At 66.3% G+C, this 22,004-nt stretch carries 26 protein-coding genes, 1 tRNA gene and 1 pseudogene; 14 read left to right on the forward strand and 14 right to left on the reverse strand.

Going from position 1 to position 22,004, the window contains the following annotated elements:
* Positions 1-6: 6 nt before the first annotated feature.
* The 3 genes from rsfS to B141_RS0122250 all read left to right on the forward strand — a co-directional run bounded on the left by rsfS (position 7) and on the right by B141_RS0122250 (position 1,242).
* Entirely contained in the window at positions 7-432 is a 426-nt protein-coding gene (gene rsfS, locus B141_RS0122240) for a ribosome silencing factor (RefSeq protein WP_020577396.1), read from the forward strand.
* On the forward strand, positions 429-1,067 hold the full coding sequence (locus B141_RS0122245; RefSeq protein ID WP_020577397.1) for a histidine phosphatase family protein: 639 nt from the start codon (positions 429-431) through the stop codon (positions 1,065-1,067). The genes rsfS and B141_RS0122245 overlap by 4 nt, the downstream gene beginning before the upstream one ends.
* Before the next feature lie 99 nt (positions 1,068-1,166).
* Positions 1,167-1,242, forward strand: a tRNA-Ala gene (locus tag B141_RS0122250).
* A 460-nt stretch (positions 1,243-1,702) separates the two neighbouring features.
* Here B141_RS0122250 and chrA read toward each other — a convergent pair.
* The 4 genes from chrA to B141_RS45965 are packed head-to-tail and all read right to left on the reverse strand — an operon-like array spanning position 1,703 to position 4,561.
* Positions 1,703-3,169, reverse strand: a complete 1,467-nt coding sequence (gene chrA, locus B141_RS0122255; protein WP_237742772.1) for a chromate efflux transporter — start codon at positions 3,167-3,169, stop codon at positions 1,703-1,705.
* A 57-nt stretch (positions 3,170-3,226) separates the two neighbouring features.
* A complete protein-coding gene (locus B141_RS0122260; protein WP_020577399.1) occupies positions 3,227-3,658 on the reverse strand; it encodes a chromate resistance protein ChrB domain-containing protein in 432 nt (143 codons plus the stop codon).
* Complete coding sequence (locus tag B141_RS0122265) at positions 3,655-4,158, reverse strand: Chromate resistance protein ChrB (protein ID WP_040422023.1); 504 nt, start codon at positions 4,156-4,158, stop codon at positions 3,655-3,657. Before B141_RS0122265 ends, B141_RS0122260 begins: the two co-directional genes overlap by 4 nt.
* Positions 4,145-4,561 (reverse strand): low molecular weight phosphatase family protein, encoded by a 417-nt coding sequence (locus B141_RS45965; protein ID WP_157181201.1) that lies wholly within the window; start codon positions 4,559-4,561, stop codon positions 4,145-4,147. The genes B141_RS0122265 and B141_RS45965 overlap by 14 nt, the downstream gene beginning before the upstream one ends.
* 72 nt (positions 4,562-4,633) lie before the next feature.
* Here B141_RS45965 and B141_RS0122275 point away from each other — a divergent pair, with 72 nt between their 5' ends.
* Together B141_RS0122275 and B141_RS0122280 are read left to right on the forward strand one after the other, a co-directional pair.
* Complete coding sequence (locus tag B141_RS0122275) at positions 4,634-5,338, forward strand: ABC transporter ATP-binding protein (protein WP_040422032.1); 705 nt, start codon at positions 4,634-4,636, stop codon at positions 5,336-5,338.
* On the forward strand, positions 5,335-6,126 hold the full coding sequence (locus B141_RS0122280; RefSeq protein ID WP_020577403.1) for an ABC transporter permease: 792 nt from the start codon (positions 5,335-5,337) through the stop codon (positions 6,124-6,126). Before B141_RS0122275 ends, B141_RS0122280 begins: the two co-directional genes overlap by 4 nt.
* A 102-nt stretch (positions 6,127-6,228) precedes the next feature.
* Here the strand turns inward: B141_RS0122280 and B141_RS0122285 are convergent, their stop codons facing one another.
* The 3 genes from B141_RS0122285 to B141_RS45970 form a co-directional block, all read right to left on the reverse strand.
* Entirely contained in the window at positions 6,229-6,780 is a 552-nt protein-coding gene (locus B141_RS0122285; RefSeq protein WP_040422024.1) for a GNAT family N-acetyltransferase, read from the reverse strand.
* 380 nt (positions 6,781-7,160) lie between these two features.
* Complete coding sequence (locus tag B141_RS0122295) at positions 7,161-7,814, reverse strand: class I SAM-dependent methyltransferase family protein (RefSeq protein ID WP_020577406.1); 654 nt, start codon at positions 7,812-7,814, stop codon at positions 7,161-7,163.
* Positions 7,815-7,968: 154 nt separating this feature from the next.
* Entirely contained in the window at positions 7,969-8,655 is a 687-nt protein-coding gene (locus B141_RS45970) for a histidine phosphatase family protein (protein WP_085944473.1), read from the reverse strand.
* 170 nt (positions 8,656-8,825) lie between these two features.
* On the opposite strand from B141_RS45970, the gene B141_RS0122305 reads away from it, so the two are divergent.
* The 3 genes from B141_RS0122305 to B141_RS0122325 all read left to right on the forward strand — a co-directional run bounded on the left by B141_RS0122305 (position 8,826) and on the right by B141_RS0122325 (position 11,301).
* Positions 8,826-9,218, forward strand: a complete 393-nt coding sequence (locus B141_RS0122305; RefSeq protein WP_020577408.1) for an ankyrin repeat domain-containing protein — start codon at positions 8,826-8,828, stop codon at positions 9,216-9,218.
* A 441-nt stretch (positions 9,219-9,659) separates the two neighbouring features.
* The gene (locus tag B141_RS0122320; RefSeq protein WP_020577410.1) at positions 9,660-10,544 is read left to right on the forward strand and encodes an aminoglycoside phosphotransferase family protein; all 885 of its coding nucleotides are present in this window, start codon (positions 9,660-9,662) and stop codon (positions 10,542-10,544) included.
* A gap of 160 nt (positions 10,545-10,704) precedes the next feature.
* Positions 10,705-11,301 (forward strand): DinB family protein, encoded by a 597-nt coding sequence (locus B141_RS0122325; protein WP_020577411.1) that lies wholly within the window; start codon positions 10,705-10,707, stop codon positions 11,299-11,301.
* A 111-nt stretch (positions 11,302-11,412) separates the two neighbouring features.
* Here the strand turns inward: B141_RS0122325 and B141_RS0122330 are convergent, their stop codons facing one another.
* Positions 11,413-11,994, reverse strand: coding sequence for an NADPH-dependent FMN reductase (locus tag B141_RS0122330; protein WP_020577412.1), 582 nt, complete (start codon positions 11,992-11,994; stop codon positions 11,413-11,415).
* A 117-nt stretch (positions 11,995-12,111) separates the two neighbouring features.
* On the opposite strand from B141_RS0122330, the gene B141_RS0122335 reads away from it, so the two are divergent.
* A complete protein-coding gene (locus B141_RS0122335; protein WP_020577413.1) occupies positions 12,112-13,140 on the forward strand; it encodes an AraC family transcriptional regulator in 1,029 nt (342 codons plus the stop codon).
* The gene (locus B141_RS42135) at positions 13,137-13,826 is read left to right on the forward strand and encodes a GNAT family N-acetyltransferase (RefSeq protein ID WP_237742773.1); all 690 of its coding nucleotides are present in this window, start codon (positions 13,137-13,139) and stop codon (positions 13,824-13,826) included. The genes B141_RS0122335 and B141_RS42135 overlap by 4 nt, the downstream gene beginning before the upstream one ends.
* A 39-nt stretch (positions 13,827-13,865) precedes the next feature.
* Here the strand turns inward: B141_RS42135 and B141_RS0122345 are convergent, their stop codons facing one another.
* Positions 13,866-15,260 (reverse strand): hypothetical protein, encoded by a 1,395-nt coding sequence (locus B141_RS0122345; RefSeq protein ID WP_020577415.1) that lies wholly within the window; start codon positions 15,258-15,260, stop codon positions 13,866-13,868.
* A gap of 292 nt (positions 15,261-15,552) precedes the next feature.
* Here B141_RS0122345 and B141_RS0122350 point away from each other — a divergent pair, with 292 nt between their 5' ends.
* Positions 15,553-16,302: a PIG-L deacetylase family protein gene (locus B141_RS0122350; RefSeq protein WP_020577416.1), complete on the forward strand. Its 750-nt coding sequence runs from the start codon at positions 15,553-15,555 to the stop codon at positions 16,300-16,302.
* A 10-nt stretch (positions 16,303-16,312) separates the two neighbouring features.
* Here B141_RS0122350 and B141_RS42140 read toward each other — a convergent pair whose 3' ends face one another.
* Complete coding sequence (locus tag B141_RS42140; RefSeq protein WP_020577417.1) at positions 16,313-16,729, reverse strand: MarR family winged helix-turn-helix transcriptional regulator; 417 nt, start codon at positions 16,727-16,729, stop codon at positions 16,313-16,315.
* Between the two features lie 157 nt (positions 16,730-16,886).
* On the opposite strand from B141_RS42140, the gene B141_RS0122365 reads away from it, so the two are divergent.
* Positions 16,887-17,153 carry a hypothetical protein gene (locus B141_RS0122365; protein ID WP_020577419.1) on the forward strand — a complete coding sequence of 89 codons (267 nt, stop codon included), beginning with the start codon at positions 16,887-16,889 and terminating at the stop codon, positions 17,151-17,153.
* A gap of 19 nt (positions 17,154-17,172) precedes the next feature.
* Here the strand turns inward: B141_RS0122365 and B141_RS0122370 are convergent, their stop codons facing one another.
* Positions 17,173-18,081, reverse strand: coding sequence for an LLM class flavin-dependent oxidoreductase (locus B141_RS0122370; protein ID WP_020577420.1), 909 nt, complete (start codon positions 18,079-18,081; stop codon positions 17,173-17,175).
* Positions 18,082-18,177: 96 nt separating this feature from the next.
* Here B141_RS0122370 and B141_RS52305 point away from each other — a divergent pair, with 96 nt between their 5' ends.
* Positions 18,178-18,609, forward strand: a complete 432-nt coding sequence (locus B141_RS52305; protein WP_020577421.1) for a MarR family winged helix-turn-helix transcriptional regulator — start codon at positions 18,178-18,180, stop codon at positions 18,607-18,609.
* Between the two features lie 42 nt (positions 18,610-18,651).
* The gene (locus tag B141_RS0122380) at positions 18,652-19,185 is read left to right on the forward strand and encodes a hypothetical protein (RefSeq protein WP_020577422.1); all 534 of its coding nucleotides are present in this window, start codon (positions 18,652-18,654) and stop codon (positions 19,183-19,185) included.
* A gap of 11 nt (positions 19,186-19,196) precedes the next feature.
* On the opposite strand, the gene B141_RS0122385 is transcribed toward B141_RS0122380, so the two are convergent.
* The 3 genes and pseudogenes from B141_RS0122385 to B141_RS49515 all read right to left on the reverse strand — a co-directional run.
* Positions 19,197-20,348 (reverse strand): epoxide hydrolase family protein, encoded by a 1,152-nt coding sequence (locus B141_RS0122385; protein ID WP_020577423.1) that lies wholly within the window; start codon positions 20,346-20,348, stop codon positions 19,197-19,199.
* 150 nt (positions 20,349-20,498) lie between these two features.
* Positions 20,499-21,422 carry a TauD/TfdA dioxygenase family protein gene (locus B141_RS0122390; RefSeq protein WP_020577424.1) on the reverse strand — a complete coding sequence of 308 codons (924 nt, stop codon included), beginning with the start codon at positions 21,420-21,422 and terminating at the stop codon, positions 20,499-20,501.
* Positions 21,423-21,881: 459 nt separating this feature from the next.
* A pseudogene (locus tag B141_RS49515) lies at positions 21,882-22,004 on the reverse strand (IS630 family transposase); the annotation flags it as partial.

Below are 22,004 nucleotides of genomic sequence, written 5' to 3' on the forward strand. Positions count from 1 at the left end.
GATCTCGTGCCCGCAACGACTCAGGCCGTCGAGCTGGCACGGCTGGCCGCCCGGGCCGCTTCTGACAAGCTGGCCCGCGACATCGTCGCTTTCGACGTATCCGAGCGGCTCGCCATCGCCGACGTGTTCCTCTTGTGCTCTGCTTCCAACGACCGTCAGGTCGGTGCCATCGTCCAGGAGATTGTCGACCGGCTGGGAGCAGCCGGCGTGAAGCCCCTTCGCCGCGAGGGCGACAGGGACAACCGCTGGGTGCTCCTCGACTACGGCGATCTCGTCATCCACGTCCAGCACGTCGAGGAGCGCGCGTTTTACGCCCTCGAACGCCTCTGGCGGGACTGTCCCGAGATTCCCCTCCCCGAAGCGGTGTTCGCTGGCGGGCAGCCTGGCGATGGTTTCGCCGAAGGTGCCCGACCCACCGGGACCGACGCGTGAGCGCCGGCCGGTTGGTGGTCTGGCGACACGGTCGGACGAAGTGGAACCTGGACGCCAAATTCCAGGGCCAGACCGACATTCCACTCGATGAGGTGGGAGTCGCCCAGGCTAAGGCCGCGGCGGCCCGGCTCGCGGCGTTGCGTCCGGCCGCGATCGTGTCGAGCGACCTCCAGCGGGCCGCTCAGACGGCGGCGGAGTTGGCCCGGCTCACGGGGCTCGAGGTCACCTACGACCCTGACCTGCGGGAGATCCACGTCGGGTCGTGGGCGGGCCTGACGCAGACGGAGTTCCAGGCCCGATTCCCCGACATCCATGCCCGCATGGACGCCGGCGAGGACGTCCGCAGGGGTGGCGACGGCGAGACCGCCGCCGAGCTCGCCGCGCGGGCTGAGAAAGGCCTCCTTCGCGCGGTCGACGTGGTCGCTGACGGCGAGACGGTGGTCGTAGCCTGCCACGGGATGGCGGCCCGGGTCGGTATCAGCCGGTTGGTCGGATTCCCGCCCGCTCACTGGAGCGCCTTCGGTGGCCTCAGCAACTGCGCGTGGGTCGTGTGCGAGCCCGGACGCCGGGGTTGGCGGATCATCGAGTGGAACGCCGGGACGCTGCCCGAGCCGGTCCTCAGCGACGATCGCTGATCTTCGGGTAGGCGTCGGCTGAAGGTGCCAGCCGGGGGGTGCCCTGGTTTCACTGTCTGTACGTCGACCCGATATGCTCGCTGAGCCCGCGAGGGCGAAGGGGCTGTAGCGCAGCTGGTAGCGCACCTCCATGGCATGGAGGGGGTCAGGGGTTCGAGTCCCCTCAGCTCCACCAGAGAAACCGCAGGTGAGAGGCGCCGACCACGAACGTGGCCGGCGTTTCTTTCTGTCAGATGAGAGCGGAGATCGCTCAGGACGCCCCTGGTCGCCCTCCCCGCGGCAGGTCAGAAACACTTACTGGTGCGCCTCCGGAACAACGCGCTAGCCGAGTGGCGCAGTGACTTGGAGAGGGTAGGAAGCCCCGCGCATGCTTACCCGTCACACCACTTGTAACTCCTATTTCCGTAGGTCAGAGCCGCTTGAGTGACAGGCGAGACGGCGTAGTCAGGTCCATGCGTCATACGCACTCACACACCGACCCGTAACCAGGGTTAAACAAACGGCTGGATCCTTGGGGAACGCGTCGAGAGGCACGAGCCCGTACGAGCCCGCACGAACCCGGCCAGGTTTAGCCGGATGTGAGGTCCCGCATGGCTGAGGCTGGATCTTGGCTGGGACCGACGATCCGACGTTGGTCATGTCAGGGCTGTTTGGGTAAGCCCGCTTGCCAGCCCGAGAACGGCGCTGACTCCAAGGACATGGAGAACCGGCCATTTCAGCTTGAAAGTGAGCGCGACGGCGATGACGGTGATGCCGGCGGGGATGGGCTGGATCGTGGCGAGGTCCGGCAGTTGAAGGTCGAGTGGCCCGGTGGTGATGTCGTGGCTGCGGGTGAAAAGGGTGTTGACGGCGAAGTAGAGGCCGAGGTTGGCGATGACGCCAACGACCGCGGCTGTGATGCCGGTCAATGCGGCGGACATGGCGTGGTTGCTGCGGAGTCGTTCGACGTAAGGGGCGCCGAGCAGGATGAACAGGAAGCAGGGGACGAAAGTCACCCACGTGGTCAATAGTGAGGCGATGATGCCGGCTGCCCACGGGTTGAGTAGGCCTGGGTGGTGGTAGGCGCCGAGGAATGCGACGAACTGCACGACCATGATCAGCGGTCCGGGTGTGGTTTCGGCGAGGGCGAGGCCGCGCACCATGTCGGTTGCAGACAGCCAGGTGTAGTGCTCGACGGCGCGTTGGGCGACGTAGGCGAGGACGGCGTAGGCGCCGCCGAAGGTGATCACGGCAGTGCCGGAGAAGAACACGCCTTGCTGGGTGTAGATACTGCCGACCCCAGTGGCGAGGGCGACTACAGCGACTGGCGTGAACCATGCCAGCAGGCCGATCGTGAGGATCGTCACCGCGCGGCGTGCGGAAGGCTGGTCGTGGTGGAGCACGTCGTCGGGGATCAGCGGGGCCGACCCATCCGAAGCGGCGTTGTCGCCATGGCTGTTCGCGGCCGTGAGCGAGGGTCGAAGCCGGTGCAAGGCCCAGCCTGCGGCTGCGGCGACGGTGATGACGATCGGGAACGGTATCCCGAACAGCGCGAGAGCGGCGAACGCGGCGAGGGCGAATCCGAGGAGCGCCCTGTTGGCCAGGGCTCTTCTACCGACCCGCCAGACTGCCTGCGCCACGATCGCGACCACGGCGGGAGCCAGACCGGCGAACAGTGCGGTAACGATCGTGGTGTCACCGTAGCGTGCGTAGATGCCTGACAGCGCCAAGAGTGCAGCCATGCCAGGTAGTACAAACAAGGTTCCGGCAACCAGGCCACCGCGAACGCCGTTGAGCAGCCACCCGATATAGATCGCCAGTTGCTGGGCCTCCGGACCCGGCAGGAGCATGCAGTAGTTCAACGCGTGCAGGAAGCGGCGCTGCCCGATCCAGCGCCGCTCGTCGACCAGATGGCGCTGCATGACCGCAATCTGCCCCGCGGGCCCGCCGAAGGTCTGCAACGAGATCGCAAACCAGGCCCGCACAGCCCGGCGAAACGGAATCACATCCCGCACCGGCTCGCTGGACCGCAACGACTCGGCGGCTGTGCCCGCCGCTGCCGTGCCCGGACGGCTGGTGCCGGGCGTAGTGCCTGGGACTGGGCCTAGGTTGTGTCCGGTCACCGTATCTCCCGGGATCTGTTCGAGGTCCTTGACTGGTGGCCGGTTCCGGTGCCGTGGTTAGGCAGGTTCGTGGCCGAGCATCAGGCCGCGTCGGTGGTATTCGTACAGTCCGTCGAAGACTGGGCCGGTCAGTTCGAGGACACGATCGTCGTCGCAGACCATCGACAGGCCACGCAGCATGACGTCCATACCCGGGGCTTCGGGGGCGTCGAAGCGTTCGTCGTCCAAGTCGGCCTCATGGACGATCTCGGCGAGCTTCCACAGCACCGGGTCGGTGAGTTCGTAGCGGCGCAGGATCGTCTCGAAGCTGCAGTCCCCGGAGTGGTGGCCCAACTCCACCCCACGCATGTCGAACGGTGTCGCATTGGTGGGCACCTCGGCGGGATCGGCGGCGAAGACAAACTCCGCGTCGCGGTCGATGTGGCGGCGGATCAGCCACGCGCACGCTGCCCGGTCGATGTGCACCCCGGGGCGGGTCGCCCACTTCATAGCTGTTCCTGTGGGGTCGCGGTCTCGGGTGTGGGGGTGAGTGCCTCGACGGCGGCGCGGGCCTGGTCGCGTTCGGGCGGTGGGAAGTAGTCCCGTCTGGCCACCCTGCGTAGTTCTGCCCGTAGCCGGCGTTGGGTTCGTTCTCTTCCTGCCTGTCCAAGGCTGGAGGTGGTGGCGGCCGTTTCGGCTTCGGCGCGGATGGCGTCGTACTCGGCGGCGCGGGCGCCGGCCATGCCGGCCGCCAGGTCGCGTTCCTGTGCGGCAGTGGCAGGTCGGGCCACCCACACTCCCGCGGTGCCGGCGGCCTCGATGATCTCCTCGGCGAGCCAGTCGAACTGTTCGCGCGTACGAGCGTCAGCGGGCAGGGCGACCAGCCCGTCAGCTAGCTGGGCCACCCCGAGGCGTTTGAGCTTGCGCCACAGGCTGATCCGAGGGCGGGACGGTTCGCGGGGCAGCCGATAGCACAGCAGCACCCACTCACCGGGCCTACGGACAGACATCGGCGAGTTCCTTCGCCAGATGCGCTGCCCGGCTGCGCAGCTCGTTGCTCATCGCCTCGCCAAGCGTGTTCGCCGCAAGATCCCACCGATCGGCGCCGGACACCGTGCAGTTGATCGCGATCGTTCGAGTGCCTGTTGCCTGGGCCATCGGCCGCGGCCGGGCATGGTCGAGGTAGGTCTCGGTCGGGCTGCCGGCGACCAACGCGACTGCGACTGCGCTGACCGCTTCCGCCGGCTCGAGCCCGGCAGATGTCGCCTGCCAGCCGACCGGCGCGACCTCGTTGAAAAACGCGGCAGCCAGCCGGCTCATCCCCGCGCCGTGAGGACAGATGAACACCACCGTATTCACGGTCTCAGTCACCGGTATCGACCCTTTCATGGCAAACCTTCCGTTCTCCTCCATGAAGAACCAGGCCTCACACAGAGTACCGTAACCATGGTTACAGGCTTTGTTAGAGTGGAGGCGTACGCGGAGATGCTCACGAACGGGGCCGAGGTGTTTGGCCTGGAGCAGGTGACGGTACGGCGCGGCGGAGCGGTGTTACTTGAGGCTGTGACGTGCCAGATCCCGACGGGCGCGTGCACCGCGCTGGTCGGTCGGTCCGGTGCGGGCAAGTCCACACTTCTGCGGCTACTCAACCGGCTAGAGGAGCCCACCGCCGGTACCGTCCGCTTCCACGGCCAGCCCTTACCCGAGATTGATGTTCTGGCCCTCCGGAGCCGGGTCGGGCTGGTCGCCCAGCAGCCGGTCTTGCTCACCGAGACCGTGCGAGCCGATCTGCAGGCCGGCTGTCCCGAGCTGGACGACGACGCTGCGGCCGGATTGCTGGACCGGGTGGGCCTGCCTGAAGCGATGCTCTCCAGATCCACGGCCGGACTGTCCGGCGGAGAAGCACAGCGGATCTGCCTGGCCAGAGCGTTGGCGGTCGAGCCGGAAGTGCTCCTATTGGACGAGCCCACCTCCGCACTCGATCCGCACAGCGCAAAAGCCATCGAGACGATCATCAGCGAGCTGTCTACCGCGGGCCTGTCGGTGGTGGTGGTCAGTCACGACGCAGCACAAGCACGTCGGATCGCTGCTCAGGTCCTCGTCCTGCACGCAGGGCGGCTGGTCGCCGCCGGCCCCGCCGACCAGATCGACTACCTCAACCAGATCGACTCTCACAGGGAGCGCACATGAGCCCGTCCGTTCCCAGCTGGGCAGGTGTCGCCGCCTCGCTGACCCTGGTCGCATTTGCCGCCATGGTGGCATGGCGACAGAGGCTGCGCCTGACCCGCGAGATCACCCTCGCCGCGCTGCGTGCCGGCGTACAGCTGGCCGCTGTCGGCGCGATCCTGCTGCTGGTCTTCACCCACACCGGACTCGCCGGAGCGGCAGGCTGGCTCGCCGTGATGGTGCTCATCGCCGGCCAAGTCGCCGCCCGACGCGCGTCCGGGCTGCGCCACGCGCTGCCCATCGCCACCACGGCGATCGCCGCTGGCACCGCGACGACCATGGGCACGCTGCTTGCGCTCGGTGTGATCGCCACCCAGGGCCGGGTCGTGATCCCCGTCGGCGGCATGGTCGTCGCTGGCGCAATGCAGGCCACCGCCCTCGTCCTGGTGCGGCTGCGCGAAGAGGCTCGCACCGGCCGCCCAGCCATCGAAGCCCGCCTCTGCCTCGGCCTGTCCGCCTCCGCCGCCTTCGCACCCCACCTACGCACCACCTTGCGCACCGCACTGATCCCCGCCATCGACTCCACCAAAACCGTCGGCCTCATCAGTCTGCCCGGTGCCATGACCGGCCTCATCCTCGCCGGTGTCGCCCCCCTCACCGCCATCCGCTACCAGATCGTGGTGATGTACATGCTGCTCGCCGCAGCAGCGCTCGCCGCCCTGACTGCGGCACGCCTCACCGAACGCGCTCTCTTCGACGACGCCCACCGGCTACACCCACCAACCGCTGAAATCCAACATGCCCACCCATAAGCGGAAGCACCCCACCAACGGCCCAGCCTCATCCCCGGACCCACCCGAGGATCGAACCATGCTCGACTGGAGCCCTGGAGTGCCCGAGTTCTTTCCGACTCTTCAGACCGCGGGTAGATCCTCAACCGGCGACTGGCTTGCCCTCGGCCCAGATGCCGGCAGCTGCTTGACGTAGTACACGAGCGTCCAGTGCCATTCTGGCCGGGTCTCGCGGCCCACCTCGATGTAGCCGAGGCCTTCGTAGAAGGACATGGCAATGGGCATGTTCGTGGCCGTGTCGAGCCATGTTTCCTTGAACCCGCGCCGCGCCGCTCCAGCTTCCACTGCTGTCATCAACTCGCGGCCGATCCCGCGTCGTCGCAGGGCTGGGTGGACCCGTACATGCACGACCTCGACCCGGGCCGGGAGGCTGGTCGGGCGGAACCCTGCCATGCCGACAAGATGGCCGTCCGTCTCGGCCACGAAGAAGTCACCACCCACCCCGAGGATGGTGGAGAACGGATCGGCGAGGTCGGGGAACTGTTCCGGCGCAGAGCAAGCGGTGGGCAGTGGGATCGGGACTGATGGATCGGCGGTAGCGCCTATGTGAGGCAGCACGGCCATCGCCCACAGGACCGGCAGGTCTTCGGGCTCCACGACTCTAACTGTCACCATCACAGCAGCCTGACATCTCTTGCTCGGACAGCACACGCCGAATTGCTGGCGATGCCCCTGCTGTGCCCCCGAACGTCCCTTGCTTACCCTCAAGACAGACAACGTGGAAGCCGTGGTCAGACGTCTCGAAGCCCTGGGGAGACCCGCTACGACCACCAGAAAGAACACGGCTACGACTTCTGGGTCATGCGCAACCCCTGGGGTAACGAGTTCTGCGTCCTGCAAACCGTCTTCCCCGAACTCCTGGCGCAGCGCCAGCCATGGCCTGACCAATGTCGTGTCTCAGTGCCGCGGTCGCCGATCCCGATCGCCATCGTGGTCCCGAAGAACAAGACGGCGATGGTCCGCCGGGATGAATCGGATCGTCAACCGGGCGCTGGTTAGGTGCTGATCCGGCCGATTCGCACGAGGGTGTCCTCATCCGCAAAGGAAAACATCTGCATGCCTGGCTCAAAAGGCCGGGGCTGAGTTGTGAGTCGGTGACGACCGATGCCGAATCGTTCCTCCGCTCGGTCGGTGGTCCAGACCTCGCGGAAGCCATGCCGGTCGAACGCGGTGAGGGCCGTGTCCCAGAGTCCAGGCGCGGCACGGTTTGCTGTCCAGACGACTTGCGCGTTGGGCGACGACAGGGTTGGTAGCAGTCCGACAGTCCGATCAATGTCCTGGTCGGTGAGGCTGCCAAACACGCCGCAGGCAAGGATAAGGTCTGCCGGGACCATCCCTTTGTAGACGTCAGTAACGCCGGCGTCGGCGGCTTTCAGCCTGATACCTGTCAAGGACGCGTCGGCGATTCGTCGTCGAGCTGCTTCGACGTTGCGCTCGTCCAGCTCGACGAGTAGTGCCTCGACATCCCTGCGGCGATCGAATCGTTGAAGCGAGCCAACGATGTCGTGACCTTGGCCGGCGCAAATGCTGATGACACGGATCGGGCTCTCGGTCATCGTGGCCAGCGCAGCGTCGATCTGAGTCTGGACCACTTGGAGTCGGCCACCCGACGGACCGTCGTATCCGTCATGCCAGCTGTACCAGTCCATGCCCTCACACAGTAGTTACATTGAAATACCACCGTGGCAAGGGCACGTACATCGACTCAGGCTGCCGAACCGGGCCAGTGTCAAGCATCAGCCGAGACACGACTGCCAAGCGTCACCCGAGATGGGACCCAGTGCCGATGACCAAATCCCTGGTCTAGGGCGACCCCCAGGCACCCGGAAGAAGGTGGGCGTGGTCGTTGTACCGAACTAGTCGAGCCTTCATCTGGAGCTGCTCGGGTAGCCAGCCGTCGGCGACCCACTCGGTGATTCCGGTGTCGGTGATCTCTGGATAGAGGAAGGACGCGTGGAACGGAAGGCCGAGAAAGTTCCACAGACTCGCCCGCAGCGGCACGGTCTGGGTGATGATCACAACGGTCCCACCCTTGTTGGCCAGGACAGTCTCGATGAATGCCCTGGCGGCGCGCTCAAGTGCCACGCGGTAGGACTCACCGCCCGGCGACTTAGGGGCGTAAGGGGACCAGTTCGCCTTCCGCTCCTCGCCAAGTGTGGCGAGCCACTCCTCGACGACCATGCCTTCGCACTCACCCGCATGCGGCTCGCAGAACCCGCAGTCGGACTCCGGTTGCAGATTCCCGAGGGCAGGGGAGATGACCTGCGCGGTCTCGATACATCTACGCGCGTTGCTGGACAGCAGGCGGGTAGCGCCGGCCAGCTCCCCGGTAGCAGCCAACCGATCCCGTAACCGCTCCGCCATTCGGCGGCCTTCGTCTGACAACCCCAGGTCGTCGTGGTCGATCAGGCGTGGGGGTTCGTGGTAGCGCTGAATGCCGTTCCTGATCAGGACCAGTCGGGTACTCGGAAGCTCGCGCAGCTCAGCCATGCCGGCGATCTTCGCAGCCTCGCCAGGCCGCACCGGTCCGGTAACCCAACGGCGCATCCAAACTGGCCACCACCACACGAGCCGAGGGCGCCGACCAAGGCCAGGTCGCCAGAGGGAGAGCCGTGGTGTACGGCAGAGAAGTACAGCGTTGGACGAGCTGCGAGGCGCATATGGACTTTGCTGGACGGACACCGATGCACTACTGCGCCCTGAACAACGAGGTCCTTGAGGTACGCCGTCAGCTCCACGATGGCCTCGACCCGAACGCGGCCGACTCCCACGGGTTCACTCCTCTCCACTTCGCCGCCCAGGAGTACGCCGTTGACTGTCTGCGGGAGTTGTTGGCGTCAGGCGCAACTGTCGACGCCCGGAACTGCTATGGCAACACGCCGCTGTTCACGGCCGTCATCAACTCCCGCGGACGCGGCGAGGTCATCGAGTTGCTTCGGGCCCACGGAGCCGACCCGCTGGCACGGAACCAGTCGGGACAGACGCCGCTCGGGTTGGCACGCCTTGTTGCCAACTACGACGTCGCTCGCTACTTCGCGGATGTCGAAGGCTGAACCGCGCCGTGGACGTCGCGGCCAGCGATCGCACCGAAGCTGGACTCGACATGCAGCCGACGGTGGCACTCGCGATGGCAACCCTCTCTTAAGCATCACCCGAGACACGACAGCATGGCCTGATGGGCTGTGGGTCGGTGGTCGCCGATGAAGTAGACGTCGGTCGGGCTGGGGTCGACGGGCCGCACCCATCACGAGGTGACTTCAACACGTTCCTTCAACTGCAATTGCAGGGTTTTGCTCAGTCAACAGGCTCGGACACGAGGGTCCCGATAGCTGAACCTTCCAAGGTGCATCAACCCGATACGTTGTCGACGTCGCCGGTTGTCGCGAGGAGTGGATCGGAACTGGCGCGGGAGTGACAGGCACCTGATCCAACACGGGCGAGTTGTTGTCGCCCACGACGACGCTGTAGCTGACTCTCACAGATGGGAGCGTTGAATGCTCGACGACGAGCTGGTCCGCGTCATGCGTTCCGTGGGATTGGATGGCGATGTCGAGGCCATCAACCTGTCGGGCGGCGCGTCTGGGTCAGGTGTCTATCGCGTGCAGATCGACGAAGACGAAGCGGTGCTGAAGGTGACCACTGCCGGCTACGGGCAGAAGAACGCCAGGCGAGAGCTCGCCTTCTATCGGACGCTGGCCGACCGGGTGCCGGTCACGACACCGAGGCTGCTTCGGTCCGCCGACAACGAGGAGTTCACCGCGGTACTACTGTCTGCTCACGCCTCCGCACTGCCTGCGCGGGATTGGGGCCGGGCATCGTGGCTTGAGGTGACAAGGCAACTGGCGGCGCTGCACTCGATGCCGCCGCCTGACGAGGCTCCCTGGATCGATCAACCATGGCACCGGCAGGTTCCTTACCAGCCACCAACTGACCTTGCTGAGAACTACTGGTCCAAGACTGACGCGGCCGACAGCGTACGACCGTTCCTCGACGCCCCGGACGACCTGGCGAAAGCACTCAGGGCCATACCGGACAGCTTCCTCCACGGCGACTGCCACGTCGAGAACCTGCTGCGCGATGGCCCGCAGATCGTGTGGACGGACTGGCAGGTAGCCGGAGTCGGATGTCCTGCCGGCGAGCTGGCGTTCCTCTGGTCCCGCGCTGGCGTTGATGGTGCCGACGTGCCGTACGACGAGATGCTGCGCGAGTACGTCACACATCGCGACATCGATCTCGCTCTGTTGCGCCCCGCTGTGGTCGCAGCCGAGATCAACCTCCTGCTGTTCGCCTGGCCACACTTCGCCCCCTCTTGCACCCCGGACGAGCGAGACCACCTAACGCGCCGACTTCTTCAACTCATAGAGGACTGGCATACGTAGGCGGCCTAGCGCACTTGTCCCAGCCAGTGCCGCCAGCTGTCGGGTGTCTGATTCTGGGGAGCGGAATGGGGCCGGAGATCGTTCCCGACGCCTTGTCGTTGCAGCTCTCTGTCGCTATCGCGGTCTAGGGTGACCGCGACCACGGCGGAGGGATCCGATCATGGATGCGACCGAACAGATCACGATGATCAAGAACGCGCTGCACCGGTCTCTGCAAGATGCCAGGAGAAGCGTGCTGGGCAAGCTGACCGGGCTGGGTGAGCACTCGCTACGCCGACCTATGACACCGACCGGCACCAATCTGCTCGGCGTTGTGAAGCACCTTGGAAGTTTGGAGTACGGCTACCTCGGTGAGGTCTTCGGACGCCCGGCGCCCGAGCCGATGCGTTGGAACGAGGACGGCTCGGTCTGGCACAACGGTGACATGTGGGCGCGCGCCGATGAGTCCAGTGCCTACATCCTCGGCTTCTACCGTCGGGCCTGCGCCCACGCTGACGAGACTGTCGCCAGCCTCGACCTTGACGCGCCAGGATCGGTGCCCTGGTGGGACGAGACGATGCGGGAGACGACCCTCGGCGCGATACTGATCCACATGCTGGACGACACCCTCCGGCACGCCGGGCACATCGACATCGTGCGCGAGCTCATCGACGGGCGTGCCGGCACCGACGTGGCCGACGTCGGGAATGAGCAATGGTGGCGAGAATACGTCTCGCAGCTTCATGCTGTCGCCGACGCATTCGAGGACCATTCGTGAACCACGTGCTGCGCGCTGTCCTGTTTGATCTCGACGACACGCTTGTGGACCAGGCCTCGGCGGCAGGGGTGGCGGTGAGTGCCTGGTCCACGGAGCGCGCGGCGGGTGAGTTCAGGCGACTGGCTGCGCCAACGTCCCAGCTCGCACCGAGCGCAGTGCCTCAGCCCAGCTGAGTACCTCGTCCAGCATCGTCTTGAGCGTCGCCTCGTGCCGCGGGTCGGGTTGGAACTCGCTGAGGTTCACGAAGTCGGTCCACAGCGACAGCGCCACCTGCGGTCCCACGTCAGCCACCTTGAGGTGGGCCATCACCTGCCGGATCTGCTCGATGGCGCGGATGCCGCCGTCGACGCCGTAGCCGACGAAACCGGCCGCCTTGTGGTTCCATTCGGCGTACACGAAGTCGAGGGCCGTCTTCAACACACCCGGCATCGAGTGGTTGTACTCGGGCGTGACGAAGATGAACGCATCGAGTGCGCGTACGGCGTCCGCCCAGCGTTGGGTGTGCGGATGGGCGTACTGTCCCGCCGCCGCCGGGACGGCCTCGTCCAGATGCGGGAGATCGAACTCCGCCAGGTCGACGACGTCGTACTCCGCCCCGCCGTGCTGGCTCGCGAGCTCGTGGACCCAACGGGCCACGGCCTCGCCGTTCCGGCCCGGACGGGTGCTTCCGATGATGATTCCCACTTTGGTCATGAGTCCCGACCGTACGAGCGGTGACGAAGACGTCCCATGCGTAGAAGTCTCCGGACTATACGTCAGCGTCTTCGTCTGGTCGGCCTGGAAGGACGCGGGGAAGGTACTCTGGCCGCCATGGACGTCCTCAGCCACGTGATCACGGCGATGCGGACCGGAGAGCCCCGGTCGTTCCTGGTCGCGTGCCGTGCTCCGTGGGGCCGTTCGTACGCCCCCGTTCAGGGTGCGGGCTTCCACGTGATCCTCCAAGGGTCCGCGGTGTTGATCCCTGCCGACGGCGACCCGATCCCGCTCGGCGTCGGAGACGTGGTGTTCCTACCGCGTGGCGCGCCGCACGGCTTGGCCGACAGTCCCACGACCCCTCTCGCCGCCACGGACCCGGCAGAAGACGCGTGCCAGCCGGAGGGGCACACGATCACGATCGGGCCGGACCAGCCGTACGGCTCCACCAACGGTTCCGCAGCGGGCCAGCCGAACGGCGCCGGGGCATCCACCGTGATCCTCTGTGGGGCGTACCGGCTTGACCGTTCGCGGGTTCATCCGCTGCTGCAGGACCTTCCCGAGGTCATCCATCTCCCGGCCCGGCTCGGCCATCATCCTTCGCTCCGGGCGGCCATCGACCTCCTGGGCGGCGAACTCGAGGATCCCCGCCCAGGATCCGACGCGGTGGTGCCGGCGTTGCTCGACATGCTGCTGCTCTACATCCTTCGGGCGTGGACGGAGGACCAGCCCTGCGACGAGTCGAGCGGATGGGCCGCCGCGCTCAGGGATCCCGTGGTCAGCGCGGCGTTGTGTGCGATCCACCGCAGCCCCGAGCACCCCTGGACAGTCGAGAGCCTTGGCGCTCAAGCCGGGTTGTCCCGGGCCGCGTTCGCCCGCCGGTTCACGATGCTCATCGGGCAACCACCGCTCGCCTACCTCACCTGGTGGCGGCTGACGACCGCGGCACGCCTGCTCCGCGAGACCGACATCTCGCTACATTCGGTGGCCCAGCGGGTGGGCTATGCCTCGGAGTTCGCGTTCGCCAACGCGTTCAAGCGGGCCTTCGGAACCGCACCCGGTGCCTACCGTCGGCAACACTCCGGCGAGGCCCGGCGATCAACGGTCAGCAGCGGTCACATGGCTGGCCATCCTCCACCTGCGTGAGCCAGACGCCAAGCGCGCCATACGCGGCGACGTTCCTGGTTGGTCCGGAGTACCAAGGCAGGATGGTGCCCATGTCAAACGTCGTCACGCTCGCCACCAAACCGACCTTGCTTGGCGACCTCGTACTGCTGCGTCCGGTCAGTGTGGCCGACGTCGACAGTGCGGCTGAGATGGTCACCGATCCAGAGACCGTACGCCTCACTGGCAGTCATGCGGCGTTCAACCGGGACCGGCTGGAATGGTGGTATGCGACCCGGGGCGAGCGGGATGACCGCCTCGATCTCGCTGTCGTGGAGCGGGCCACGGGGCGGTACGTCGGTGAAGTGGTCCTGACGCAGCTCGATCGGGACAACCGATCGTGCTCGTTTCGGATCGCGTTGATCGGCGCTCATGCGGTGGGACGCGGGATGGGCACCGAAGCGACTCGGCTTGTGTTGGCGTACGCCTTCGAGACCATCGGCCTGCACCGTGTCGATCTGGAAGTCTTCGCGTTCAACCCTCGGGCCCGACACGTCTATGAGAAGGTCGGCTTCGTCTATGAGGGAACCAAACGTCACGCTCTGCGCTGGGACGAGGCCTGGATCGACGCCGGCATCATGGCAATTCTCGCTGACGACTGGGCCGCCCATCGAGGTTGGCCGGGCCTCGATGAGCCTCGGAGAAGTGAAAAGCCGGTGGCGGGGTGAGCCGATCGGCTCACCCCGCCACCAATCAACGCTGCGGAATCAGCGGACGGGCTGGGCCGGTGGGACGTTCAGCACCAGCAGCTGACCCTTCTCGACGAGCTCACCGTCGGTGAGCTTCGTGTGGTTCTGCACGTCGAGTAGATATTTCCCGGCGCCGAGGAATGGCGCGGGGATGATGCCCGAGGACTCCTCGTCGACGGTGTCGAAGACCGGTCCGCCGGGCAGGAACCGCTCTGGATCGTGGTCAGCGATCCGACGGATCACGCCGGTGGCGATGTCGTACTGGTAGACCCCCGCAAGGTAAGGGTTACCACCCGGGTCTTCCTGGATGAGGACCTGGCCGCGGTCGTTGACGGTGATGTTGTCCATCATCCGCGGACCGCCCGTGCCGCCGGCCGGACCTTCGACCAGCAGTTCGACGGTGCCGCCCTTCGTGGGGTCGGTGATGTCGTTGAACCTCGCCCGCCACAGCCGGCTGTGCTTGTCCATCGACCCTGTGGTCGCGAAGTAGAGGTCATTCGGGTTCTTCGGGTCCCACGCGGCATCCTCCGGGCGGTCCCAGGCCGTGCCCCCGGACGTAGCCAGCGTGAAGGGCTGCGGACCGGCAGGAACCGGCTTTGCGCCGTCCTCCGTGGCCAGGCCCGCGACGGAGATGCTGTAGCGCTGACCGCCGGTCAGGCCCGCCTTCTCCACCGGGTTGCCGGTGGTCTTCTTGTCGCCGACGTAGAGGTAGATACCGCCGCCGCCCGCGTCGCTGGTGCCGGCCACGACGGTCTTGTCGCCGGTCCCGGGGTTGGCGACGACGTTCTCGAACGACGCCGTGCCAAGGTCGGCGAGCTGGTAGCTTTCGCCGGAGTCGACGACGTGCGCGAAGGCGCGGCCGCCGCTCGTCTCCTCACCATTGGTGAAGATGCGGCCGTTGTACCCCTTGCCGGTGGACGCGTTGTAGAACGCGCTCGCCGCGGGCAGGTCGGCCGAGCAGAAGCGGTTGAAGACGACTCCGGGGGTCTCGGTGAACGCGCCTCCGGAGGACAGGAAGACCTTCTGGATCAGGTCCTTACCGGACTTCACCTCGAGGGTCTTCTTGTCGATGACCCACTTCGACACGAAGGCGCCCGCGCCGCCGTGCGCGCGTCGGACGCCGGCGTTGTTCGCGAGCTCGTGGTTCATGAGCACGGTGAACGTGCCGTCGCCATTGTCGTAGGCGCCAAGACCGTCGGGGATCCCGGCCATGCGGTAGCCGCCGACCGCGTTACCGGTGGTGAGTACCGACGTGAAGGTGACGCCGGGGGTGTGTCGTACCAAGTACGGCGCGTCGCTACTGCTCGGTCCGGTCGAACCGCCGGGGGCCGCGGAAGCCGTGCCGGCGGACAAGGCCACTGCGGCGATGGTCGACGCCGCGGCTACCAGCCGGCTTCTGGTGGTGGTGCGCATGGGTTCCTTCCGATAAGCCGCCCCGTGCGGGTGTCTGTGGAACCGGCCTGATGAGCCGGGTGCGGCGGCTGTCCGGTGGAGACGTAGCTGTCACCGTCGAACAGTTCGTTACACGCGCCGGACGGTAGTGCTGGAATTCGAACACGAGGTGTCCAGCAGACCTCAACTTGCTGGACTCTCGAAGCGCGAGCGCGTCGTCACCGAGCGAGGCGCGGGGAGCCGACGGCACGGACGGGGCCCGGCACGGGGCGCCTGTTGGGTGGGCGTCAGCCCAGCGATCAATAATCTGGCGATGGCGACTGTGGTGGCATTTCATGCGCATCCTGACGATGAAACGCTCCTCACCGGCGGGACCATCGCCCGCGCTGCCGCGGAAGGGCATCGGGTAGTGATCGTGGTGGCCTGCGACGGGCTGATGGGGCCAGTCCCGCCGCAGGGGACCGAGCGCCTGGAGGAGCTACGTGCGAGTGCGGCCATTCTGGGGGCACATCGCGTGGAGCATCTGGGGTACGCCGACAGCGGGCACGGCCAGACTCTCTACCCCGACCCGCCAGACCGGACCCGTTTCGTCCGTGCGGCCACCGACGAGGCGGCCGAGCGACTCGCCGCCATTTTGCGCGAGGAGAACGCCGACGTACTCCTGAGCTACGACCCCAACGGCGGCTACGGGCACCGCGACCACGTCAAAGTGCACCAGGTCGGCAGGCGCGCCGCGGAACTCGCGGGAGTACGACGCGTACTGGAGGCGACCATGCCGCGAGAGGTCGTCATGCGTTTGGCACGCCTCATCCGCCTGCTGCGTATTCCGCTCCGCTTCGACGACGCCGCACTATGCACCGCGTACAGCCCGTCCTCGGCCATCACCCACCGCGTGAACGTCCGCCCCTTCGCCCGGCAGAAGCAGGCGGCGCTCGCGGCGCACCGCTCCGAGGTGAACGGAAGCGGCAGAATCGCCGTTCTCATGCGCGTCCTCACCCGCCTGCCGGTACCGATCTTCGGACTACTACTCGGCCGTGAATGGTTCGCCGAGCCCGAGGCGTAACGTCGCGCGTTCAGGGCTGAGCGAGTAGCTGATTCAGGGTGGCGGTCGCGGTCCTTAATCCTTGGCCGTCGAGCAGTTCGCGGCCCCAGTCCAGCAGGGGTTGTCGGGCTCGGCGGATGCGCGTCGCCAGCCGGCGGCCCCGGCTGGTCAGGACAAGCTCCACCCGGCGGCGATCACCGGCGGCGGGCCGCCGGCTCACCATTCCAGCCGCGGCGAGCCGGTCGACGAGCCGACTGGGGTTGCCGGACTCGGCGACGAGGTGGGCCCCAAGCTGCTTGACGGTCAGCGGACCGGTCTCGGACAGGATGAGGATCGCTTCCGCCTGTACGACCGTCACGTCGAGCGGGCGTAGGGCCTCACCGAACCGCCGGTTGATCTCCCGGTGAGCGGACTTGACCGCGATCACGAACTCCAGCACCTCGTCCACACCCGAACCCTAGTGTCCCGTGCTTCTTGGGATCGAGTGACATGTCATTGATATCCGTTCGCTGAATGGGGGTGGTCATGAGCGCCGTCATCCGCCACAAGAAGCTCGTCGTCGAGGACTTCGGTGGCCCGGAGCGCCTGACCCGTCCAACACGACCGTGAGCGATGCCGGTCTGGCCAGCGCGACCATGCGCGGCCTGGTGCTCACTGCGCTGTCCACTCCCGACCTGGCGACGTGGCGGGCTCCGGCGAGGCCGTTCGGAACGACCCGGCTGACCGAGTGGTCACAGCCAGCGATGGGAATCGTCGGAATCGCCGTTGCCTTCCTCGAACCCGACCCCATGATCGAGTGGAACGACGAGCGGCTCGCGGAGGTTCGCCAGGGACTGGAACGCCCTGACCACGACCCCGCCGGCGCTTCGTAATCGCTTCACCGCTGGTGAATCAGCCCTTCTGGAGTGCTTCGCGGACCGCGGGCACGATGTCGCGCGCCCACCTGCTGAGTGCGACGTCGGAAGGGGTGCCATCGGAGACGGGGAAGTAGACGAACCCCGCCGCGCCATGGTCGCGTACGGCAGAGACGAGTTCGTCCGTCCATTGCTCAGGCGAGCCACCGATCCAGCGCCCATCGGCGTCGCGGGTGGTGGGTAGCGGGGACGTCGTGATCCGGCCAGGGAAGTTGTAGACGGTCGCGACGTCGGCGGGAGCTCTGCCGGCTGCGGTGGCCGCCTCGTCGATGAGCGGGCGCGACCGCGCGACTCGCGCACTCAGCCAGTCTGCGGAGTGGCCGGGAATCCAGCCGTCGGCGACCCTTCCGGTGACCGCCAGGGACTGCGGGCCGAGCGAGCCGGTCCAGATCGGCGGGGTCGGAACGGCCGCCGGCGTCAGCCCGTGGACCTGGTGGAACTCCCCGTCGAAGGTGACCGGACCGCCGCCGCCGGAGAGCATCCGGACAACGACGATCGCCTCCTCCATCGCGCGTACCGCCGCTGCCGGTGAACGCCGTGGAACGCCCAGTCTGGCGATGTCGTCCCACAGACCACCCGCGCCGATCCCCAGGACGACGCGCCCGCCGGAGAGCGCGGACAGGGAGGTGACCGTCCGGGCCAGCATGGGAGCGGGGCGAGTGGGCACGTTGGTGACGTTGACTGCCCCGGCGATCTGTTTCGTACGCCCAAGGACGACTCCGAGTGCCGCGTACGCGTCCACCCGGTCGGCGAGGTACGGGTGATCGGAGACGGTGACCAGGTCGAGTCCGTCACGGTCGGCCTGGCTCGCGTGGGCGAGCAGCGTGTCGATGGTGCCGAGTCCGGCTTCCAGTCCGAACCCGAACCACACTTTTCGATCGGTCATCGAGCGACTCCATGAGTTCATGTCGTGTATGGTTCACATCATGAACTAATTTTCGACGCATGTGCAAGGCCGCTAGCCTGGGCTCGCGGAGGCGGGATGAACGAAACGGTTGAGGAAGCGGAGCTGGCGACGTCACTGGTCGCACTGTCGCATCATGTGCTGCAGTTGTTCAGCTGCGCTGGGCGGGCCCACAAACTCACCCAGCAGCAGGTCGAGTTGATGTGTGCGGTCATCGTGCGCGGCCGGGTCCGCATGACCGATCTGGGCAAGCTGATGGTGCTGGAGAAGTCGAGCCTGAGCAATCTGGTCGATCGCCTCGAACGCCGCGGCCTCGCCGTCCGCACGCGGGACCCCGACGACCGGCGCGCCACCTGGGTCGAACTCACGAGCGAAGGCACGGAGCTGGCGATGCGGACCCACCGCGAGGTGACGGCGCGACTTGATGGATTGATCAACAGGCTGCCCAGCAAGGATCAGCGCCGGCTGAGCGCAGTCGTACGTACGTTGATGGCTGAGGAGAATCCGTAGAACGCCAGCCCGCCTGGGCTGAAGTGTTTGGGAGCAGGGCTCTTGACACCAGAAATCCGCATCGCGACGGGCACAGATGCCGAACGACGCACCGAGGTCGAGCTATTGGCGTTGTTGGCAACCTATGATCTGACGCCGTGGTGCTTCACGACTGATGTACTCATCGACGAAGCCACCCGGATTCCGCACAGCCACCCGGTGCTCACTCTCAACACGCGAAACCGGGGTGATTATCTTCTCGCCGGATACGTGCACGAGCAGCTGCACTGGTTCTGTAGCGACCGGCGTGATGTCGTGCAGGGATTGATCATCGATGAGCTGGAACGGCGATATCCGAGCGTGCCTGTCGGCTATCCAGATGGCTGCCGGAGCGCGTACTCCACGTACCTTCATGTGATTGTCTGCTGGCAGGAACTCGACGCCCTGCGTCGGCTCCTCGGGCGGTCCGAAGCTGATCAGCTCGGACGACGTTTCGCGGCGACCGGCCACTACCGGTGGGTGTACGCCACCACACTCGAGGACTTTGACGACCTGGCCGACCTCTACGGGCCCTTGGGGCTCCAAGTCCGCCCTTGACGCGCTCTTGCTCAGCGGAGCGTCCGGAAGAATTCGCGGATATCGCCGGTCAGCAGTTCCGGCGCCTCCATCGCCGCGAAATGGCCGCCGCGGTCGAACTCCGACCAGTGCACCAGGTTGTTCTCCCTCGCGGCAATGCTGCGCAGCGTGAGATCGCAGGGGAAGACCGCGATCCCGGTCGGAACACCTGAACTCTCCTTCGGAGTGCCCCAGTCGGTCGATTCCTTGTACAACCGCGCGGACGAGCCCGCGGTCGCAGTGAACCAGTACAGGCTGACGTTGGTGAGCAACTGGTCCTTGTCAACGGCGTCCTCAGGGAGTTCGCGGGCCGGGTCGGTCAGATGCTTGAAATGCTCCACGATCCAGGCCAGCTGTCCAGCCGGTGAGTCGGTCAGCCCGTAGGCGAGGTTCTGTGGGCGATCCCCCTGGATTCCTGCGTAGCCGGCGCCTTCCTCGGCCCAGTTCTGCAGTTTCTGCAGAGTTTCGCGCTCGTCCTCAGGGAACGTCGCGGGGTCCGCGTCCCAGGCTGGGATCGTGATCGGGCCGTTCATGTGCACACCGGCCACGTGCTTGGTGTCGATGCGGCCAAGATCTGGTGAGATGAGAGAGCCGGCGTCGCCACCGTGTGCGCCGTATCGGTCGTACCCCAGGCGCGCCATTAGTTCCGCGAGGACCACGGCGCTCTTTCGGGTGGCCCCGTCGCCCGCGCGCCGGGTCGGGCCCGAGAATGCGAAGCCGGGAAGCGATGGGATCACCAGATGGAACGCGTCCGCCGGGTCGCCGCCGTGCGCGCGAGGGTTCGTCAGCGGCTCGATCATCAACTGGAACTCCACGAACGACCCTGGCCAACCATGCGTGAGAAGCAGGGGGAACGCGCCGGGCTCGGGTGATCGGACGTGGAGGAAATGGATCTGCTGGTCCTGGGTCACCGTGCGGAACTGCGGGTAACGGTTGAGCCTGGCTTCCTGCTCGCGCCAGTCGTAGGAGGTCCGCCAGTACTCCGCAAGCCCCTTCAGATAAGTGACGGGTACGCCGTAGGTCCAGCCGACGTCCGGCAGCTCGTCCGGCCAGCGGGTGTTCGCCAGACGTGCGTGGAGGTCGTCAAGCTGCGCTTGCGGGATCTCGATGCGGAAGGGGAGCAGGTCCTGCGGATCGGTTGTCATGCGTACGACGCTATGGAGCTTTCAGGTCAGCTTCAGGCCGCTTCGGTGGTGGCCCTCGCCTCGACATGTTGTGACAGACCTTCAGCTACCTTCTCGGCCGATGATGCGGCGGACCGGCTCCGCGACCGACTCCGGCCCGCCGCACCCCGGTCAGGTCGCGACAGGGGAGAAGTGCGCCGCGTCTCCTCTGCGCGGTGTGCTCCGGATGCCGTCGACGCTGACGGGGATATCGCCGGCGAGGGTGATGCGGTGCAGCAGGCGCGGGTGGCTGTCGTAGTCGTCGACGCCGTAATGCTGGGTGGCGCGGTTGTCCCAGATCGCGATGTCGCCCGGTCGCCAGTTCCAGCGCACGGTGTTGTCGAGCCGGGTGATGTGCCGCTGCAGTAGGTGGAAGAGGTCCTGTGAGTCGTGGGAGTTAAGGCCCACGAAGCGACGGACAAAATGGCCGAGTACGAGTGAACGGTCTCCGGTTTCGGGGTGCACGCGGACGACCGGATGCTCGGTTTCGAATTCCAGGTGCCGGAACTCGTCGCGGCGGGCCTGCTCCTTGACATCGATGCCGCCGATGCGTTTCTCGTCGCGTTCGGCGGCGTAGTCGTAGAGATTCGAATGTACGGCCCAGAACTTGTCCGCGAGCGCTTTCAGGCTGGGGTGCAGCTTCTCGTACGCCCGAACTGTATTGGCCCAACTGGTGGTTCCGCCGTACGGCGGCAGGGTGATCGCGCGCAGGATGCTGATGGCGGGGATGCGGTCGATGAAGGTGACGTCAGTGTGCCAGCTGTTGGCCTTGCCGTACTCCGAGTCGATCGGCAGGACCGCGTCACCGTCGCCGGCCACCGTGGGGTGCGGCTTGGTGACCGTGCCCAGCAGCGAGGCGAATGCGCGCTGGGTCGCATCGTCGACATGGTGTTGGTCACGGAAGAAGATCACCTTGTGGCGCAGCAGTGCGTGGCGAATGTCGGTGACGGTCGTCGGGTCGAGATCGCCGCTGATCCGGACACCGGCGATCTCGGCGCCGAGACTGCTGGAAACCTGGTGCACCTGGATGGTGGTGTGAACGAGTTGGGAGGTCATCGGAATCCCTTCTGGCGCGAGGAAGTGCGGACGTGCAGACACGACGCGGCGCCGAAAGCGAGAGCACGCGGTCGTTCAGTGTGAAGAAAGGTGGGAGCCCTGAGGTGCGGTTCCGGTCTACCTCAGTGACACAGGCCGCTGGCCACACGCATCAGGTCGATGACGCGGCGAGAGGTGAGGAGAAGATGCCGACGCATAATCCCTACTATCTATATGGGGATAGAAAGTCGCCAGCTCCGGTCCCACAGTGTGGACTGAAGGCTCGGCCGCGGTCCTGGTCTGGCGGGCCGGGGCGTCTGCGTCGAGCGGGGTCGATGAAGCGGCGGTGCGGGTCGGTCGGTTCCCGTGATCATGATCTTCTTTATGAAGGGTTTCGGGAGTCATAGCCCATTCTGGCTTCATGATCATGGAACGCGGGCCTGGCGGTGGGCGGTGGGCGGTGCGGTTGGCATCGCGGGGCTAGTGTCCGTCGCCTTTAATTCGTTTACAAATGGCTGTGATGCTGTCGAGGATCTCGTCTGCGGTTTTGGTCCATACGTAGGGTCGGGGGTTTTCGTTCCAGGTTTGGATCCATGAGCGGAT

It is taken from the genome of Actinopolymorpha alba DSM 45243, assembly GCF_000373925.1.
GTDB lineage: Bacteria > Actinomycetota > Actinomycetes > Propionibacteriales > Actinopolymorphaceae > Actinopolymorpha > Actinopolymorpha alba.

Coding starts and splice junctions, on each gene's coding strand:
- B141_RS45970 (WP_085944473.1), bottom strand. CDS start 8,655: ATGGCTGAGCTGCGCGAGCTTCCGAGTACCCGACTGGTCCTGATCAGG.
- B141_RS45965 (WP_157181201.1), bottom strand. CDS start 4,561: ATGGAGGAGAACGGAAGGTTTGCCATGAAAGGGTCGATACCGGTGACT.
- B141_RS0122335 (WP_020577413.1), top strand. CDS start 12,112: ATGGACGTCCTCAGCCACGTGATCACGGCGATGCGGACCGGAGAGCCC.
- B141_RS0122295 (WP_020577406.1), bottom strand. CDS start 7,814: ATGGACTGGTACAGCTGGCATGACGGATACGACGGTCCGTCGGGTGGC.
- B141_RS0122345 (WP_020577415.1), bottom strand. CDS start 15,260: ATGCGCACCACCACCAGAAGCCGGCTGGTAGCCGCGGCGTCGACCATC.
- B141_RS0122320 (WP_020577410.1), top strand. CDS start 9,660: ATGCTCGACGACGAGCTGGTCCGCGTCATGCGTTCCGTGGGATTGGAT.
- B141_RS0122390 (WP_020577424.1), bottom strand. CDS start 21,422: ATGACCTCCCAACTCGTTCACACCACCATCCAGGTGCACCAGGTTTCC.
- B141_RS0122260 (WP_020577399.1), bottom strand. CDS start 3,658: ATGAAGTGGGCGACCCGCCCCGGGGTGCACATCGACCGGGCAGCGTGC.
- B141_RS0122280 (WP_020577403.1), top strand. CDS start 5,335: ATGAGCCCGTCCGTTCCCAGCTGGGCAGGTGTCGCCGCCTCGCTGACC.
- B141_RS0122285 (WP_040422024.1), bottom strand. CDS start 6,780: ATGGTGACAGTTAGAGTCGTGGAGCCCGAAGACCTGCCGGTCCTGTGG.
- B141_RS0122325 (WP_020577411.1), top strand. CDS start 10,705: ATGGATGCGACCGAACAGATCACGATGATCAAGAACGCGCTGCACCGG.
- B141_RS0122385 (WP_020577423.1), bottom strand. CDS start 20,348: ATGACAACCGATCCGCAGGACCTGCTCCCCTTCCGCATCGAGATCCCG.
- B141_RS52305 (WP_020577421.1), top strand. CDS start 18,178: ATGAACGAAACGGTTGAGGAAGCGGAGCTGGCGACGTCACTGGTCGCA.
- B141_RS0122350 (WP_020577416.1), top strand. CDS start 15,553: ATGGCGACTGTGGTGGCATTTCATGCGCATCCTGACGATGAAACGCTC.
- B141_RS0122275 (WP_040422032.1), top strand. CDS start 4,634: ATGCTCACGAACGGGGCCGAGGTGTTTGGCCTGGAGCAGGTGACGGTA.
- B141_RS0122305 (WP_020577408.1), top strand. CDS start 8,826: ATGGACTTTGCTGGACGGACACCGATGCACTACTGCGCCCTGAACAAC.
- B141_RS0122265 (WP_040422023.1), bottom strand. CDS start 4,158: ATGTCTGTCCGTAGGCCCGGTGAGTGGGTGCTGCTGTGCTATCGGCTG.
- B141_RS0122370 (WP_020577420.1), bottom strand. CDS start 18,081: ATGACCGATCGAAAAGTGTGGTTCGGGTTCGGACTGGAAGCCGGACTC.
- B141_RS0122330 (WP_020577412.1), bottom strand. CDS start 11,994: ATGACCAAAGTGGGAATCATCATCGGAAGCACCCGTCCGGGCCGGAAC.